The following is a 17,240-nucleotide window of genomic DNA, read 5'->3' on the forward strand; positions in this document are numbered from 1 at the left end:
GGGCGGCGCCACCGAAGGCGCGCGTCGCCGGCCCAGCGCATCAGTGCGCGGCCGTGTTGTAGAACGTCACGAGGTCGGCTTTCTCCTGCGGACGCGACGTATCGTCGAGATAGACCATATGTCCGCCCTGATAGTCCTTGATCGTCAGGTTCGGTTGCGTCCCGAGCCGCGCGAGGTCGAGCTCGGTCTGGTAGAACGGCGTCGCGATGTCGTGATACCCGTTCAGCGACAGCACTTTCAGCTGCGGATTCAGCGTCAGCGCCGCGGCGAGGTCGGGGATCGTGTCGGGCATCGCGAGGCCGTCGTGCGTCCAGTCCCACGTGTTGATCGCGTTGCTGCTCAACGAGTAGGCCGACTGCGCGGTGTACTTCAGCTCGTTCGGCAGGTACTTGCCGATCGTGTCGGTGAACGGTTGCGTGATGTACGTGCTCGACGGGTCGCCGCCCGATGCAAGCGGGCTCGACACCGGCACGTTCACGCGCGCATCGTAGCGGCCGATCAGCGTGCCCGGGACCAGCGACAGCTGGAAGCTGTTGTCGAAGAAGGTCGGGATCACGTTGAAGTTCGCATTCCACAGCGACTGCTTCACGCCGGTCGCATTCGCCATCGTCGTGACGAGGTTCGGCGGCGGCGGCGTATGGCTCGCCAGGTACGCGTTCACGGCGGGCGCGTAGCTGCCGGCCGTCAGCAGGCGCATCTGGTCCGCGTACTGCGGCAGGTTCGACGGGTTCGGATTGTCGAGCTGGTAGTAGGCGCCGACGGTCCCGTACGACGGCACGAAGCCCGCGCAGCTCACCGGGCTCGATCCGTTGTTCGAGTTGCCGATGTAGTCGCTCGCCATGTCGCAGTTCGTGTTGTAGTTCAGGATCGACGATTGCAGCACGATGCCGTCGAGCTTCACGCCGGCCGTCTCGAGCAGGTTCGCGAGCACGTCGGTGCGCGGCGTGCCGTACGATTCGCCGAACAGGTATTTCGGCGAACCGGTGCGCTGGTTCACGGTCAGGTAGCGCGTGACGAAATCGCGGAACGCGCCGCCGTCCTGGTCGACGCCCCAGAACGTCTGGTTCGTGTTCGGTGCGATCGCCTCGGAGAAGCCGGTGCCGATCGCATCGACGAACACGAGGTCGGTCGTGTCGAGCAGGCTTTCCTGGTTGTCGACGAACGGGAAAGTCGACGTGTTCGCGTTCGGGTCGCCCGTCTGGATCCGTCGCGGGCCGAACGAGCCGAGGTGCAGCCACACCGATGCCGAGCCCGGGCCGCCGTTGTACAGGAACGTGACGGGCCGCTTCGTCGCCGGCTGGTTGTCGGCCGTGTAGGCGACGTAGAAGAACGATGCTTCGGGTGCGCCCGTCTGCGGATTGCGCGCGACGAGGTGGCCGGCCGTCGCCGTGTAGCGGATCGTCTTGCCGTTCAGTGTGATCTGGTGATGCGTGATGGCGGCCTTTTCAACCGCGGCGGAGGCGTCGAGCGACGCGTTCGCGCTCGACGAATAGCTGTTCGGATCGTTGTACGCCCTGTCCACCTGACCGGCGGGATCGGCTGAATTGTCGGCGCTCGCAGCGGCGGACGATGTCACGTCGTCGTTGCAGGCCGTCAGAATCAGCGAAGAAAACACCACTCCCAACAACAGCTTCGCTTTGCTCGCTGGCATCGTTGCGTTCCTTCTTTCGGATGTTTTTTGTGTCGAGCAGCCGGATAAGCCACCCCCCGCCTCGATTGCGGCCGATAAGCCGAGGCGCTGGCCAATATACGCGAGCGAGTCAGCTTTGAAAAATTTTGAAATATTTGGCGGGCAGACGGTGCGGCGCACACCTTTCAGGAATGCTTCGATTCGCGAAACGTTGCATTTCACGTCGCTTTCATCGACTTTCGCGTTTACCCGGAAAAACTAAAAATGCGCGGATTTCGCGCCATATCGTCCAGGAAAATCGCACGGCTACCCGCATTGCTCAGCAAAGCGAAATAGACGGATTCGTCTAAAGGATGTGGCCCGAAATGCGTTCGACACGAATGCGCTGCAGCGCAGCAATGACGCACGGGCGGCGCAACGGACAATGCGACGGCGCGGGCGCGCCGTTCATTCGGATTGCGGAAGTTCGGCCGCGCCCATCCGGCGCGCGATGACCGCCGCGCGCTGCGCCTGATAGGCCGAACCGCGATGCGCGTCGAACCAGCGCGGCTTCGGCAGCATCACCGCGAGACGCGCCGACTGCCATGCGCCGAGCCGGCTCGCGGGAATCTTGTAGTAATAGCGGGCGGCCGCCTCGGCGCCGTACACGCCGCGCCCCCATTCGACCGAATTCAGGTAGATCTCGAAGATGCGCTCCTTGTCGAGCACCGCTTCGAGCATCCAGGTGATGATCAGCTCCTGCCCCTTGCGGATGTAGCTCTTCTCGCGCGACAGGAACAGGTTGCGCGCGAGCTGCTGCGTGATCGTCGAGCCGCCCGCGACGATCTTGCCACGCGCCTTGTTCTTCTCCCACGCCTGCAGGATCGCGTCGACGTCGTAGCCGTTGTTGGTCGCGAAGGTCGAGTCCTCGGACGCGATCAGCGCACGCTTCAGGTTGCGCGAGATCTGGTCGTACGGCACCCACTGGTGCTGGATCTGCGCGGGCGGCGTGGCGCGCGACAGCCACCACGCGTCGGTGCGCATGAACGCGGTCGAGCCCGGGTTCACGAACGACCACAACGCGATCTGCGCGAGATAGAACAGCTGCGTCGCGAGCCACGCGCCCGCGAACACCGATCCCGCATAGACGATCCAGCGAGCGAGGCTCACCGATCGCGTGCGTTGCTGCGTGCCGCTCACCGCCACCACGTGCCGCGCTCCGGTCAGCTCGCCGCGAGCGCCTGGCGCAGCGCGGCCAGCACCGGTGCGCCGTCCGGACGCACGCCGCGCCAGATGAAGAACGACTCCGCCGCCTGCTCGACGAGCATCCCGAGCCCGTCGGCCGTGCGCGCGCCGAGCGACGCCGCATGCTGCATGAACACGGTCGGCTGCGCGCCGTACATCATGTCGTACGCGAGCGTACCCGCGCCGAACGCGGCCGCGTCGCATTCCGGCAGCGCAGCGTCGAGGCTGCCGGCCGTCGCATTGATCACCACGTCGTACGGCTCCGCGCGCACCACGTCGGGACCGCCGCCCGCGAGCGTGCAGCCCGCATCGTGCGCGGCCTGCATGAACTGGCCGACGAGCGCTTCGGCCTTGCTCGCGGTGCGGTTCACGATTCCGATCGACAGCGGCGCGCGGTCGAGCAGCGGCAGCACGACGCCGCGCGCCGCACCGCCCGCGCCGAGCAGCAGGATGCGTGCGCCCGCGAGCGACACGCCGAGATTCGCTTCGATGTCGCGCACGAGGCCGACGCCATCGGTGTTGTCGCCGTGGATGCGGCCGTCGGCATCGATGCGCAGCGTGTTCACCGCGCCTGCCGCCGCCGCGCGCGGCGACAGCGTGTCGGCCAGCGCATGCGCGTCGAGCTTGAACGGCACCGTCACGTTGGCGCCGCGGCCGCCTTCGGCGACGAACGCGCGCACGGCCGCTTCAAACCCGTCGACCGGCGCGAGCCGGTGCGCGTACTCGATCGGCTCGCCCGTCTGCGCGGCGAACTGCGCGTGGATGAACGGCGACTTGCTGTGCGCCACCGGGTTGCCGAACACGACATAGCGGTCGGCGCCGCTCGTCGACGCAATCGCGTTCATGATGCGCGCCCCTCTTCGCTGTCGTTACCGCCCGCGGCTTCGCCGCCCGCACCTGCGTCCGCGCTGTCGGCCTCGGCCAGTGCTTCCGCCTCGGTTTCCGCCGACGCGTCTTCCGCATCGACCAGCGTGTCGTCGCCGCCTTCGGCGTCATCCTCTTCCTCGGCCGCGTCGCCGCTCGTCACGGTCGGCGCATCGAGCACGTTCAGCAGACGCACCGACGCCTCGATCGTCAGCTCGTCGAGCGACATCACGTCGAGCAGCACGCGCGTGCCGCGCGCATGCACGCCGAGCCCCGGCACGTGCAGCAGCAGCGGAATTTCCTCGAGGCGCACGAGATCGCCCTTCACGACGCTCGCGACGACGTGCTTCTTCTGCTCCTGCGCGAGCCAGCGCAGGCACCAGAAGTACTCCATCCGGCGCTGGTAGTCGGCGTAGGCCGTGTACGTATCGTCGAAGCCCTGCACGACCGCGTACAAGTCGGCGTCCTTCGGCTTGAACGGCGCGGCAAGCTTCGCGGTGACGCCGTGCTGCACGCACGCGAGCAGCTGCCACTGGTTCACGAGGTCGACGTAGCGGCGCAGCGGCGACGTGCTCCACGCGTACTGCGGCACGCCGAGGCCTTCGTGCGGCGCGGCCGTCGTCTGCATCCGCGTGCGCTTCGGGCCCGGCGCGCCGAAGCCGCGCTGCGAGCGGTAGATGCCCGGCACCGTGTGGTCGTGCAGGAACGCGCCCCAGGTCGAGTTCGCGAGAATCGCGAGCTCCGACACGATCAGGTCGAGCGGCGACCCGCGGCGGCGCGGCGTGATCGACACGTGCTCGCCTTCGACGTAGAAGTTGTAGTCGGTGTTGCGCTGCACCTCGCGCTTCAGGCCGTAGCCCGCGCGCGCGACCTGGCGCTTCTCGAACAGCGCCTGCGCGAGCGGCCACAGCACGGCGATGTCGTCCTTGTGCGGATAGTCGCCGGTGCCGGCTGCGAGCGTCTCTTCGTTGACGAGCTCGTCCAGCGTGTTGTGGCGCAGGTTGTTCTTCACGAACACGAGCTCGGCGCGCGTCTCGTTCGCGACGATGTCCTGCGTCTCGCGGTTGACGATGATGTACAGCGACAGCGCCGGGCGGTAGTCGCCCTCTTTCAGCGTGAACACGTCGACGACGTCGTCCGGCAGCATCGTGATCTTGTCGCCCGGCATGTAGACGGTCGACAGGCGCGTGCGCGCGATCGCATCGACCGCGTCGCCGCGCACGATGCCGAGCGCCGGCGCCGCGATGTGCACGCCGATCCGCACACGGCCGTCCGACAGGTGCTCGACCGAGAATGCGTCGTCGATTTCGGTCGTCGTGATGTCGTCGATCGAGAACGCCTCGACGTCCGCGCGCGGCAGATCGTCCGGCAGCGCGCCGACCGTGACGGACGGAAAGCCCGTGCCGTGCGGGAAGAATTCCGCGAGGAAGCGCGCTTCGTGCAGCGCACGCGGCGACGCGATGCCGCCGCAGTCGAGCATCAGCCGCGCCGGCGACACGCCGCGCGCGCCGGCCGCCGCTTCCATCGCCTTGTATTCGATCGCGTTCTTGTCCGGCCGCGTCAGCAGCCCGAGCACCTTGCCCGCGAACGCCTCCGGCAGCTTGCCGGCCTTCAGTTCCTCTTCATACTGCACCTGCACCAGCGCCTGCTGGCGCTTGCGCTCGAGCGACGCGAGCGCCATCTTGAGCTGCTCTTCCGGCGCGCGCTGGTACTGGCCGCGCCCCTTGCGGCGGAAGTAGACGGGCGAGCCATGCAGCCGCAGCACCAGCGCCGCGCGCTCGACCGGGCCGTACGTCGCGCCGAAGTACTCGGCGGCCAGCGCCGTATACGCAAACTCGTCGGCCGGCGCGCATTCCCACAGGAAATCCAGGTCGATCTGCTGCGCGGCCGTGTCGGCCTCCTGCATCAGCTCGCCCGCGGCCGGCTTCTCGAATTCGATCAACACGTCTTTCGCGCGCACCTTCGCCCGCCGCCCGCCGGGCAACTCGACCTGAAATGCATCGCCCTGGCGCGACAGCACGCTGCCCGCCTTGAAACTGCCCGATTCCTCGAAGAAAACGTTCACTCAGTACTCTCGTTCAGACTGCCCGGCGCCGCATCGGCGGCACCGCATGATGATGGGAATTCAATCGGCACACGGCCGGTTTATGACGTCTTTCCGTCGCAAAAGGCGAGAACGTCGTCGACATAGTCGGCAAATTCGCTGATCCCGTGATCGCTGCCTTCGATCACGCGCGTTTTCGCGCCCGGGTAATGGGCCAGCATTTCGCGGTAGTCGAGCACTTCGTCACCGGTCGCCGCGAACAGATAGTAGCGTTCGGCGCGCGAGATCGCCGGCACGCGCAACGCGTCAAGCTCGTGCAGGTGATGACGCTCGACGACGATCGTGCCGCCGCCGTGCCACAGCGGCTGTTCGCCGAGATGCTGCTCGAGATCGCGCTGCGGCACGATGGCCGGATTCAGCAGTACGGCCTTCCAGCCATGCTTTTCGGCCAGCCACGTCGCGTAATAGCCGCCGAGCGAGCTGCCGACGACGGTCACGTCGCGCGCACCGGCCACCTCGGCCTCCGCGACCGCGATCGCTTCGAGCGGCGACACCGACAGCGACGGGCACCGCCACTCGCCGGTGCGGCCGAGTTCGGCCATGCGGGCGGCGAGCAGCCGCGACTTCTGCGATTCCGGCGACGACCGGAAGCCGTGCAGATACAGGATCACGTGCGGCTCCCGAGCGCGTCGAGCAGCTTCTGGTGCACGCCGCCGAAGCCACCGTTGCTCATCACGAGCACGTGGTCGCCCGGACGCGCGGCCTCGACCACCGCCTTCACCAGCAGATGCAGATCGTCGAACGTGCGGGCACGGTCGCCAAGCGGCGCCAGCGCCTCTGCAAGATTCCAGCCGAGCGCGTCGCGCCCCGCCGGCGCGCCGTAGCCGAACACGAGATCGGCGTCGGCGAGGCTCGCCGGCAATTGCGACTTCATCACGCCGAGCTTCATCGTGTTCGAGCGCGGCTCGAGTACGGCGAGGATGCGGGCATTCTGGCCGCCGATGCGCGCACGAAGGCCGGCGATCGTGGTTTCGATCGCGGTCGGATGATGCGCAAAGTCGTCGTAGACGGTCACGCCGTCGACGCTGCCGCGCACTTCCATCCGGCGCTTCACGTTGCGGAACGATGCGAGCGATTCGGCAGCCTGCGCGGGCGGCACGCCGACGTGGCGCGCAGCGGCGATCGCCGCGAGCGCGTTCATCCGGTTGTGATCGCCCTGCACCTGCCACGCGACTTCGCCGACGCGCCCGGCCTGCGAGTACACCGCGAAGCGCTCGTCGACCGGTACGCCGTCCTCGGCCGGCAGCGCCTGCCAGCCGCCGTCGACGCCGAAGCGTTCGACCTCGCTCCAGCAGCCGCGCGCCAGCACGCGCTCGAGCGCGTCCGAGCGGCCGTTCGTGACGATCCGGCCGACCCCGGGCACGGTGCGCACGAGATGATGGAATTGCGTCTCGATCGCGGCGAGATCCGGGAAGATGTCGGCGTGATCGAATTCAAGGTTGTTCAGCACCGCGGTACGCGGCCGGTAGTGGACGAACTTCGAGCGCTTGTCGAAGAACGCGGTGTCGTACTCGTCGGCCTCGATCACGAAGAAGCTCGAATCGGTGAGCCGCGCCGACACGCCGAAGTTCAGCGGCACGCCGCCGATCAGGAAACCCGGGTTCAGGCCCGCGTCTTCCAGCAGCCAGGCGAGCATCGACGACGTGGTCGTCTTGCCGTGCGTGCCCGCGACCGCGAGCACCCATTTACCGGCCAGCACGTGCTCGCCGAGCCACTGCGGGCCCGACACGTACGGCAGGCCGCGATCGAGGATCGCCTCCATCAGCGGGTTGCCGCGCGTGACGACGTTGCCGATCACGAACAGGTCCGGTTTCAGGTCGATCTGGTCGGCGCCGTAGCCCTCGATCAGCGTGATGCCCTGCGCCTCGAGCTGCGTGCTCATCGGCGGATAGACGCCCGCGTCGCAACCCGTCACCGTGTGGCCCGCCTCGCGCGCGAGTACGGCGAGACCGCCCATGAAGGTGCCGCAGATGCCAAGAATGTGGATGTGCATAGATGAATGCTTTCGCGCCGCCGGGCGCCGTCGATTCGGAAAGGATGCGTGTGCGTCGCGCCGGACAGGCCGTGCGGCCGGCGCCCGGCCAACGACTTTTGCCGCGACACAAAGATGGCTATTGTAACTGACGGCCTGCGCTGCCCGGCGGCCCGAACGATGCGGGCGAACGCCACCCGCGCGCCGGGCGGCAGCCCGCCGCACCCGCGCTCGGGCGCTTCGGCGATCGAGTATGATTGCCGGATCATGTCTCGCAAATCCCTTCTCGACCCGCGGCGCGTCCGCGAGGAAATCGCCCAGTCCGCCGCCCGCCTGATCGCGGAGGACGGCCTCGACTACGCCGGCGCGAAACGCAAAGCCGCGCGCCAGTTGCTGGGCGATTCCCGCATTGCCGGCGAATGGCTGCCGGATAACGACCAGATCGAGGAAGAACTGCGCGAGTACCTCGTGCTGTTCCAGAGCGATACGCAGCCGGACGAACTGCGCCGCCTGCGCGAAATCGCGCTCGACTGGATGCGCCGGCTCGCGGAGTTCCATCCTTATGTGACGGGCGCCGTGCTGAACGGCACCGCAAACGCGCATTCGGATATCCATTTGCAGGCATTCACCGACAACCCGAAGGATGTCGCCATCTACCTGCTGAACCAGAACGTCCAGTACGACGTGTCCGAGACGCGGCACTTCGCGGGTCGCGCCGACGTCGAGACGCTCAGTTTCCTGTGGCGCCCGCGGCGCGACATGGACGCAATCGGCATCCACCTCGCGCTCTATGCGAGCGACGACCTGCGCGGCGCGGTCAAGGCCGATGCACGCGGCCGTGTCGCCCGCGCGGATGCCGCGACGCTGCGCGCGCTCGTCGAAGCAGGCAAGGCCCCTTCCGAACCGGAATGATTCAACGATGATGATGAAACGCATGTTGGCGCTCGCGGTCGTCGCGGCCGCCGCCGTTGCCGGCGGGCTCACCGCCGGCCATTGGTTCCGTGGCAGCGCCGACGACGGCGTCGCCGTCGCCGCGCCCGCCGCGCAGGGCAACCCGGTCGACCAGCTGTGGGCCGCATCGCTGACGGGCACCGACGGCAAGCCCGTCACGCTCGCCGCCTTCAAGGGCCAGAAGGTCGTCGTCAACTTCTGGGCATCGTGGTGCGGCCCGTGCGTCGAAGAAATGCCCGAGCTCGTTGCGCTGTCGCACCAATACAAGCAGAAAGGCATCCGTTTCGTCGGGATCGGCGTTGATTCCGAACAGAACGTGAAGAACTTTCTGCAGAAGGTGAAGGTCGACTATCCGGTTTTCGTCAGCGGATATGCGGGCGCCGATCTGGCCCGTAATTTCGGAAATACCGCCGGCGCATTGCCGTTCACGGTCGTCATCGACGAAACCGGCAAGATTCGCGAGACAAAATTGGGACAAATCCAGCCGGCCGAGCTGAAAAAGACGCTCGACGCGCTGTAACCGGCCCGAACGGCGGCCCGCACGTTGGCGGCGATTTGCGGGTCGATCACCGCAATTTCGCGTGAATTCGCCGATACTTTGCCGGCGCGCCGGTAATTCTTGCAGATTCGCCGCCGCTGGCCGTTCGGCAAAACTAGACAAATTTCTCTAAATAGCGCTAAAGTTCGCGCAATTCCGCAGAAATAGAAGCGACCATGACACGATTGCTGGTGCTGCACGGCCCCAACCTGAACCTTCTCGGCACCCGGGAACCGGAGGTGTACGGCCGCGTCACGCTCGCGCAGATCGATCAGGCGCTTGCCGCGCGCGCCCGGGAAGCCGGCGCCGAACTGTCGTCGTTCCAGAGCAACCATGAAGGCGCACTGGTCGACCGCATCCAGGCGGCGCGGGAGGAACAGACCGATTTCATCCTGATCAATCCGGCCGCATATACGCACACGAGCGTTGCGATCCGGGACGCGATCGCCGGCGTTGGCATCCCGTTCGTCGAGGTTCACTTGTCGAACGTGCATCGCCGCGAAGCGTTCAGGCACCACTCCTACTTTTCCGACCAGGCCGAAGGCGTGATCTGCGGGCTCGGCTGGAAAGGTTATCTGTACGCGCTCGAGTACGCGCTGGACAAGCTGCAAGGCACGTCGCGCGGCTGATTTCGCGATCTAGATTCAGCGCCGGCCCCTAACCGGCGCTTTCACGTATTGAAAGGGGAATTCCCGATGGATCTTCGTAAGCTGAAAACTCTGATCGACCTCGTTTCCGAATCCGGCATCTCCGAGCTGGAAGTGACGGAAGGCGAAGGCAAGGTGCGCATCGTCAAGAACGCACCGCCGGTCTACGTGCAGCCGACGGCTGGGTATGCCCCGCAAGTCAGCGCGCCCGCTCCGTCGGCCGCGCTGCCGACCGAAGGCGCTGCCGCGCCGGCCGCGGGCGGCGCTGCCGCACCGGCCGTCCCGCAGGGCCACGTCGTGACGTCGCCGATGGTCGGCACGTTCTATCGCGCGCCGTCGCCGGGCGCGGACCCGTTCGTCCAGGTGGGCGACACGGTCAAGGAAGGCCAGACGATCTGCATCATCGAAGCGATGAAGCTGCTCAACGAGATCGAGTCGGACAAGGCCGGCGTGATCAAGGAAATCCTCGTCGAGAACGGCCAGGCCGTCGAATACGGCCAGCCGCTTTTCGTGATCGGCTAAGCCCGCCGCGCGGCCCTGTCGGCCGCGCGCCGCCGATGCTCGCCAGGCGCCGTTCGCGCGCCCCTCGAAGAGACGAATACTCGCTATGTTTGAAAAAATTCTCATTGCCAACCGCGGTGAAATCGCGCTGCGCATCCAGCGCGCGTGCCGCGAACTCGGCGTCAAGACGGTGGTCGTCTACTCGGAAGCCGACAAGGAAGCCAAGTACGTGCGCCTCGCAGACGAAGCCGTCTGTATCGGCCCGGCCCCGTCGAACCTGAGCTACCTGAACATGCCGGCGCTGATCAGCGCCGCGGAAGTCACCGATGCCGAGGCGATCCACCCCGGCTACGGCTTCCTGTCGGAGAACGCCGATTTCGCGGAACGCGTCGAGCAGTCCGGCTTCACGTTCATCGGCCCGCGCCCGGAAACGATCCGGATGATGGGCGACAAGGTCACCGCGAAGCAGACGATGATCAAGACCGGCGTGCCGTGCGTGCCGGGTTCGGAAGGCGCGTTGCCGGACGATCCGAAGGAGATCGTCAAGATTGCGCGCGCGATCGGCTATCCGGTCATCATCAAGGCGGCGGGCGGCGGTGGCGGGCGCGGGATGCGCGTCGTGCACACCGAGGCTGCGCTCGTCAACGCGGTCAACATGACCCGCGAGGAAGCCGGCCGTGCGTTCGGCAACCCGCAGGTGTACATGGAGAAGTTCCTCGAGAACCCGCGTCACATCGAAATCCAGGTGCTGTCGGACGCGTACAAGAACGCGATCTGGCTGGGCGAGCGCGACTGCTCGATGCAGCGCCGCCACCAGAAGGTGATCGAGGAAGCGCCGGCGCCCGGCATTCCGCGCCGCCTGATCGACCGCATCGGCGACCGCTGCGCCGACGCGTGCAAGAAGATGGGCTACCTCGGTGCGGGCACGTTCGAATTCCTGTACGAGAACAACGAGTTCTACTTCATCGAGATGAACACGCGCGTGCAGGTCGAGCATCCGGTATCGGAGCTGATCACGGGCGTCGACATCGTGCAGGAACAGATCCGCATCGCGGCCGGCGAGAAGCTCACGCTGCGCCAGCGCGACATCCAGTTCCGCGGACATGCGATCGAATGCCGGATCAACGCGGAAGATCCGTTCAAGTTCACGCCGTCGCCGGGCCGGATCACGTCGTGGCATACGCCGGGCGGCCCCGGCGTGCGCGTCGATTCGCACGCCTACAATGGCTATTTCGTGCCGCCGAACTATGATTCGATGATCGGCAAGCTGATCACCTACGGCGCGACGCGCGAGCAGGCGATCCGCCGGATGCGCATCGCACTGTCGGAAATGGTCGTCGAAGGCATCCAGACCAACATCCCGCTGCACCGCGAGCTGATGATCGACTCGAAGTTCGTCGAAGGCGGCACCAGCATCCATTACCTCGAAAACCGGCTCGCGCAGAAGCAGCAGGTCGCACCGGAAGAAGCGTAAGCATGAGCTATCGCGAACTCGTCGTCGAGCTGGCCCGCGAGCATGCGGAGGCCCTGTCCGACGCGCTGCTCGATCTCGGCGCGCTGTCGGTGTCCGTCGAGGACGCCGACGCCGACACGCCCGACGAACAGCCGCTCTTCGGCGAGCCGGGCCTCGTGCCCGACCGTACCGCGTGGCAGCACTCGCGTGTGGTCGCGCTGCTGTCGGCCGACCATGAGCCGGCCGTGCTGCTCGCGGCCGCCGCGAACGAGATCGGTATCGCCGACACGCCGAAGTTCGTCGTCCGCGAAGTCGAGGAACAGGACTGGGTGCGGCTCACGCAGTCGCAGTTCGAGCCGATCCCGATCGGCGAGCGGATCTGGGTCGTGCCGTCGTGGCACGATGCGCCCGATCCCGGCGCGCTCGTCCTCGAACTGGATCCGGGCCTCGCATTCGGCACCGGCAGCCACCCCACGACGCGTCTGTGCATGGAGTGGCTCGAACAGTCGGTGAAGCCCGGCCAGTCGGTGCTCGACTACGGCTGCGGCTCCGGCATTCTCGCGATCCTCGCGAAGAAATGCGGGGCGAACCCCGTGATCGGCATCGACATCGATCCGCAGGCGGTGGAATCGGCGCGGCAGAACAGCGAGCGCAACCGTGCGGAAGTCACGTACGGGCTGCCCGATGCATGCCCGGACGGCGAATTCGACATCGTCGTCGCGAACATCCTGTCGAACCCGCTGAAGCTGATGGCGTCGATGCTCGCGTCGAAGGTCAAACCGGGCGGGCGCATCGCGCTGTCGGGCGTGCTCGCGCGCCAGGCGGACGAAGTCGCGGCCGTCTACGCGCGCTACGTCGACATCTCGGTCTGGCGCGAACACGAAGGTTGGGTATGCCTCGCCGGAACCCGGCGGGAAAGCCATTAGAATAGCGCTGTCCTTCACTCTGGCCAGCAGGCCGCCCGGCTCGACATGCTTCTTGCGACGCGCTGCCCTCATTGCGAAACCGTCTTCCGGCTGCAGCAGGAACAGCTCTCGCTGCATCAGGGGCTCGTGCGCTGCGGGCATTGCCACGAAGTCTTCAATGCAGCCGAGTCGCTCGTTCCCGAGCACGCGCAGCAGCCCGAACCGGCCCTGACCGGGACGGCTGCCGCGACGGACGGCCACGACGCACACCATCAGGCACCGCCAGCGCGGCTGTTCGCCGCCGACGCACCGGCCGGGTCGCCGTCCGACTCCGATTACAAGCCGGAAGGCTGGGACATGTGGGCGCCGTGGCTCGACGCCGGCGTCGATCCGTCGCTGCAGCACAGCGTCGAGACCGTGCGCACCGAGCCGCTGGTACCGCTCGCGCTCCCGTCAGTGGAAGCCGGCGTCGTTCACCTGTCCGGTACGCCCGCGTCGTTCGCGTCCTCCCCGGCCGAGCTGGAGCCGTCGGCTGCCGTCGCGCATGCGGACGAACCGCCTGCGCCGCCAACGCAGCACGAAGCACACGAATCACTCGAAACCGAAGAAGCATCGCCCGCGCCGGTCGAGCGCGACCCGCGCGAGCCCCGCTTCGTCGCCCACATTCCGTCGGAATCGGAAGCAACGCCCGATGCCGCCGAACCCGTCGGCCGCGCGCACTTCGCCGTGCCGGACGACGAAAGCGCACCGCGCGAACCGCGTTTCGCTTTCACGCCGGCACCGGCCGTCGCCGAAGCTGAAAGCGGATCCGAACCCGATGCCTTCGTCCGGCACGACAAGACGCCGGCCGCGGCAGCAACCGAACCGGCCGCACCGTTCCCTGCCGCCCTGACCGACGACGACCGCCCGCACTTCGCCGTCACGCGCGAGACGCGCGCGCCGCAGCCGCGCGGGATGCTCGACGGCTTTTTCGGCGGCCTCGTCGTCGCCGTGCTGGCCGTGCTGCTGGTCGCGCAACTCGCGTGGTGGCAACGCGAAGCGCTGATGATCGGCTGGCCCGTCACGCAAGGCTGGTTCCGGCAGGCCTGCGCGCCGCTCGGCTGCACGGTCGCGCCGCCGCGCGCGATCGACGGGCTGCGGCTCGACGCAACCGACCTGCGCCAGCTCGACGGCCCGCGCGAGCTCGAACTGAAGGTCCCGCTGACGAACCGCTACCGCGTCCCGCTCGCGTACCCGTCGCTCGAACTCACGCTGCTCGACGATACCAATCACGTCACCGTGCGCCGCGTGCTCGCGCCGCGCGACTACGTGCGCCCGGGCACGCCGATCGACGCCGGGCTGCCGCCCGGCACGACGCAGACGATGGTCGTCCGCCTCGAAACGAACGGCACGCCCGCCTCGAATTTCCGCGTCCAGATCTTCTATCCGTGACGCGCCGCGGCGCGCGCATGCGCGCCCGTCTCAACCCGCGCGCCTCCATTGGCGCGCTATTTCGGAGCACGAACATGAGCAAAGTTACGCTGGGTGGCAACCCGATCGATCTCGCCGGCACGTTCCCGGCCGTCGGCGCCCAAGCCGCCGATTTCAAGCTGGTCGGCAAGGACCTCGCCGACCTGTCGCTCGCCAGCTTCGCCGGCAAGCGCAAGGTGCTGAACATCGTGCCGAGCCTCGACACGCCGACCTGCGCGACGTCGACCCGCAAGTTCAACGAAGCCGCGTCGGCGCTCGACAACACGGTCGTGGTCGTCGTGTCCGCCGACCTGCCGTTCGCCGCCACGCGCTTCTGCACGACCGAAGGCCTCGAGAACGTCGTGACGGCTTCGACGTTCCGCGCTGGCCGCGCGTTCGCGAACGCGTACGGCGTCGACGTGACGAGCGGCCCGCTGAACGGCCTGACCGCACGTGCAGTCGTCGTGCTCGACGCGCAGGACAAGGTGATCCACGCGGAACTCGTCGGCGAAATCAAGGACGAGCCGAACTACGATGCAGCGCTCGCCGCACTGAAGTAAGCTTTCTACCGCTTTCCCCTGCCGCGCCGCGCCCTTCGCGCGGCGTTGTCGCGCAGGGCCCCTCATTTCTACAGGAACGCACACCTTGGCTACGCTGATTTGCGGCTCGATCGCCTACGACTCCATCATGACCTTCGAAGGGCGGTTCCGCGAGCACATCCTGCCCGACCAGGTGCACCTCATCAACCTGAGCTTCCTCGTGCCGACGATGCGCCGCGAATTCGGCGGCTGCGCGGGCAACATCGCGTACGCGCTGCACCTGCTCGGCGGCGATGCGCGCATGATGGGGACGATGGGCGCGCTCGACGCGCAGCCGTATCTCGACCGGCTCGACCAGCTCGGCCTGCGCCGCGACCACGTTCGTGTACTGCCCGATACGTACACCGCGCAGGCGATGATCACGACCGATCTCGACAACAACCAGATCGCGGCGTTCCACCCGGGCGCGATGATGCAGTCGCACCTGAACCACGCGGGCGACGCACCGGACATCAAGCTGGCGATCGTCGGCCCGGACGGCTTCGACGGGATGGTGCAGCACGTGGAAGAGCTCGCCAAGGCCGGTGTGCCGTTCGTGTTCGACCCGGGCCAGGGTCTGCCGCTGTTCGACGGTGCGACGCTGCGCCGCAGCATTGAACTTGCGACCTATGTGGCGGTCAACGACTACGAGGCCAAGCTGGTGAGCGACAAGACGGGATGGTCCGAAGATGAAATCGCCAGCCGGGTCGACGCCCTCGTCATCACGCGTGGCGAGCACGGCGCGACCATCCGCCACAAGCAGGGCACGGAACAGATTCCGGTCGTACCGGCCGAGCGCATCTCCGATCCGACCGGCTGTGGCGATGCCTTCCGCGGCGGCCTGCTGTACGGCATCGAGCATGGCCTCGACTGGGCGACCACGGGGCGCCTCGCGAGCCTGATGGGCTCGATCAAGATCGCCCACCAGGGGCCTCAGACTTACGTACTGACGCGCGCCGAAATCGACGCACGCTTCGAGACTGCATTCGGTTACAGTCTCAAATGAATATTGTGGGAGAGCAAAGATGTTGACGAAAAAAACCCTCACGCTCGCGGCCATGCTGACGGCCACGCTGACGCTCGCCGGCTGCTTCACGGCACCCGGCTCGGCCGATGTCTATAGCGTCGGCCAGGCGCAGCGCGAACAGACGGTCCGCATGGGCACGGTCGAAAGCGTCCGTGCGGTGCGTATCCAGTCCGACGGCGGCGGCAGCGCGATCGGCACGCTCGGCGGCGGCGCACTCGGCGCTGTCGCAGGCAGCGCAATCGGCGGCGGCAAGGGCTCGATCCTGACGGCGATCGCCGGCGGCCTCGTCGGCGCGGTCGCGGGTAACGCGGTCGGCGAAAACCTCAGCACGGCGAACGGTGTCGAAATCACCGTGCGTCTCGACAACGGCGACCTGCGCTCGATCACGCAGGCAGCCAGCGGTGAAGCGTTCCGCGCCGGCGAGCGTGTGCGGCTGCTGTCGAGCGGCGGCGTCACGCGCGTCACGCACTAACCGGTATCCTCAGCACGCGGCGCAAGCCGCGGTCGAACGCATGTGCGAAGCTGCACATGCGTTTTTTTTCGTCCGTACTCGCGTCGTCGCGTTCGGCTTCGAGGGCGAATACGGACGAAAAAAATCCCGCCACCTGAGCCAGATGGCGGGACTGATTGAGTAGCGCTACTCAACCCACGGACACCACGTGAGTGTCCGGGTGGTGCTGGTCAGCCGCGATTACGGACGGCTGCCGGTCGGGAACGGCCATGCCGCTGCCGGGTTGAGCGCGGTCTTCACGCCCGATGCCGGCGCAACCGATGCGGTCGACGCGGTCGTTGCCGGCGCAGCCTTCTTCACGACGGCCTTCTTCGGAGCAGCAGCCTTCTTCGGTGCAGCGGCCTTCTTCGCCGGAGCAGCAGCCGCCTTCGCAGGGGCAGCCTTCTTCGCAGGGGCGGCCTTCTTAGCAGGCGCAGCCTTCTTCGCAGCGGCCTTCTTGGCAGGCGCAGCCTTCTTCGCTGCAGCCTTCTTGGCAGGCGCGGCCTTCTTCGCTGCAGCCTTCTTCGCCGGTGCTGCCTTCTTCGCAGCAACCTTCTTCACGGCGACTTTCTTCGCTGCAACCTTCTTCGCCGCGGCCTTCTTAGCCGGTGCTGCCTTCTTCGCAGCAACCTTCTTCACGGCGACTTTCTTCGCTGCGACCTTCTTGGCTGCAACCTTCTTCACCGCGACCTTCTTCGCAGCAACCTTCTTTGCAGCAGCCTTCTTCGCCGGTGCTGCCTTCTTCGCAGCAACCTTCTTCACGGCGACCTTCTTCGCTGCGACCTTCTTCACTGCAGCGGCCTTCTTCGCCGGAGCAGCAGCCTTCTTCGCAACGGTCTTCTTGGCAGCAACCTTCTTAGCAGCCGGTTTCTTCTTGGCAAGTGCCATGTTGTTCTCCTTCAGGTTC

General features: G+C 66.9%; 17 protein-coding genes. 10 read left to right on the forward strand and 7 right to left on the reverse strand.

All coding sequences use genetic code 11. From position 1 onward, the window contains the following. Positions 1–40 precede the first annotated feature (40 nt). The 6 genes from BLA15945_RS21125 to mpl all read right to left on the reverse strand — a co-directional run bounded on the left by BLA15945_RS21125 (position 41) and on the right by mpl (position 7,815). A complete protein-coding gene (locus BLA15945_RS21125) occupies positions 41–1,651 on the reverse strand; it encodes a S10 family peptidase (protein ID WP_174993288.1) in 1,611 nt (536 codons plus the stop codon). A 426-nt stretch (positions 1,652–2,077) separates the two neighbouring features. Continuing rightward, complete coding sequence (gene mtgA, locus BLA15945_RS21130; RefSeq protein WP_059236236.1) at positions 2,078–2,818, reverse strand: monofunctional biosynthetic peptidoglycan transglycosylase; 741 nt, start codon at positions 2,816–2,818, stop codon at positions 2,078–2,080. Positions 2,819–2,832: 14 nt separating this feature from the next. Then, a complete protein-coding gene (gene aroE / locus BLA15945_RS21135) occupies positions 2,833–3,699 on the reverse strand; it encodes a shikimate dehydrogenase (RefSeq protein WP_059236238.1) in 867 nt (288 codons plus the stop codon). Next, a complete protein-coding gene (locus BLA15945_RS21140; RefSeq protein ID WP_059236240.1) occupies positions 3,696–5,783 on the reverse strand; it encodes an RNB domain-containing ribonuclease in 2,088 nt (695 codons plus the stop codon). Before BLA15945_RS21140 ends, aroE begins: the two co-directional genes overlap by 4 nt. Before the next feature lie 80 nt (positions 5,784–5,863). After that, complete coding sequence (locus BLA15945_RS21145; RefSeq protein WP_059236243.1) at positions 5,864–6,433, reverse strand: YqiA/YcfP family alpha/beta fold hydrolase; 570 nt, start codon at positions 6,431–6,433, stop codon at positions 5,864–5,866. After that, a complete protein-coding gene (mpl, locus tag BLA15945_RS21150) occupies positions 6,430–7,815 on the reverse strand; it encodes a UDP-N-acetylmuramate:L-alanyl-gamma-D-glutamyl-meso-diaminopimelate ligase (RefSeq protein WP_174993289.1) in 1,386 nt (461 codons plus the stop codon). Before mpl ends, BLA15945_RS21145 begins: the two co-directional genes overlap by 4 nt. Before the next feature lie 246 nt (positions 7,816–8,061). On the opposite strand from mpl, the gene BLA15945_RS21155 reads away from it, so the two are divergent. From BLA15945_RS21155 to BLA15945_RS21200, 10 genes are all read left to right on the forward strand, one after another. Beyond that, positions 8,062–8,706 (forward strand): hypothetical protein, encoded by a 645-nt coding sequence (locus BLA15945_RS21155; RefSeq protein ID WP_059236917.1) that lies wholly within the window; start codon positions 8,062–8,064, stop codon positions 8,704–8,706. Positions 8,707–8,713: 7 nt separating this feature from the next. Next, positions 8,714–9,265: a TlpA family protein disulfide reductase gene (locus BLA15945_RS21160; RefSeq protein WP_059236246.1), complete on the forward strand. Its 552-nt coding sequence runs from the start codon at positions 8,714–8,716 to the stop codon at positions 9,263–9,265. Between the two features lie 194 nt (positions 9,266–9,459). Then, positions 9,460–9,912, forward strand: a complete 453-nt coding sequence (gene aroQ, locus BLA15945_RS21165; RefSeq protein ID WP_011350880.1) for a type II 3-dehydroquinate dehydratase — start codon at positions 9,460–9,462, stop codon at positions 9,910–9,912. Positions 9,913–9,978: 66 nt separating this feature from the next. After that, positions 9,979–10,452, forward strand: coding sequence for an acetyl-CoA carboxylase biotin carboxyl carrier protein (gene accB, locus BLA15945_RS21170; RefSeq protein ID WP_046544894.1), 474 nt, complete (start codon positions 9,979–9,981; stop codon positions 10,450–10,452). A gap of 85 nt (positions 10,453–10,537) precedes the next feature. Continuing rightward, the gene (gene accC, locus BLA15945_RS21175) at positions 10,538–11,905 is read left to right on the forward strand and encodes an acetyl-CoA carboxylase biotin carboxylase subunit (protein ID WP_059236250.1); all 1,368 of its coding nucleotides are present in this window, start codon (positions 10,538–10,540) and stop codon (positions 11,903–11,905) included. Between the two features lie 2 nt (positions 11,906–11,907). Continuing rightward, on the forward strand, positions 11,908–12,810 hold the full coding sequence (prmA, locus tag BLA15945_RS21180; RefSeq protein ID WP_059236252.1) for a 50S ribosomal protein L11 methyltransferase: 903 nt from the start codon (positions 11,908–11,910) through the stop codon (positions 12,808–12,810). A gap of 45 nt (positions 12,811–12,855) precedes the next feature. Beyond that, on the forward strand, positions 12,856–14,220 hold the full coding sequence (locus BLA15945_RS21185) for a zinc-ribbon and DUF3426 domain-containing protein (protein ID WP_174993290.1): 1,365 nt from the start codon (positions 12,856–12,858) through the stop codon (positions 14,218–14,220). 74 nt (positions 14,221–14,294) lie between these two features. Further along, the gene (tpx, locus tag BLA15945_RS21190) at positions 14,295–14,798 is read left to right on the forward strand and encodes a thiol peroxidase (protein ID WP_174993291.1); all 504 of its coding nucleotides are present in this window, start codon (positions 14,295–14,297) and stop codon (positions 14,796–14,798) included. A gap of 85 nt (positions 14,799–14,883) precedes the next feature. Continuing rightward, entirely contained in the window at positions 14,884–15,822 is a 939-nt protein-coding gene (locus BLA15945_RS21195) for a carbohydrate kinase family protein (protein WP_059236259.1), read from the forward strand. 19 nt (positions 15,823–15,841) lie between these two features. Further along, positions 15,842–16,315 carry an outer membrane lipoprotein gene (locus tag BLA15945_RS21200; protein WP_006476977.1) on the forward strand — a complete coding sequence of 158 codons (474 nt, stop codon included), beginning with the start codon at positions 15,842–15,844 and terminating at the stop codon, positions 16,313–16,315. Positions 16,316–16,534: 219 nt separating this feature from the next. On the opposite strand, the gene BLA15945_RS21205 is transcribed toward BLA15945_RS21200, so the two are convergent. Beyond that, entirely contained in the window at positions 16,535–17,221 is a 687-nt protein-coding gene (locus BLA15945_RS21205; protein ID WP_059236261.1) for a histone H1-like DNA-binding protein, read from the reverse strand. Positions 17,222–17,240 lie beyond the last annotated feature (19 nt).

The organism is Burkholderia arboris (genome assembly GCF_902499125.1).
GTDB lineage: Bacteria > Pseudomonadota > Gammaproteobacteria > Burkholderiales > Burkholderiaceae > Burkholderia > Burkholderia arboris.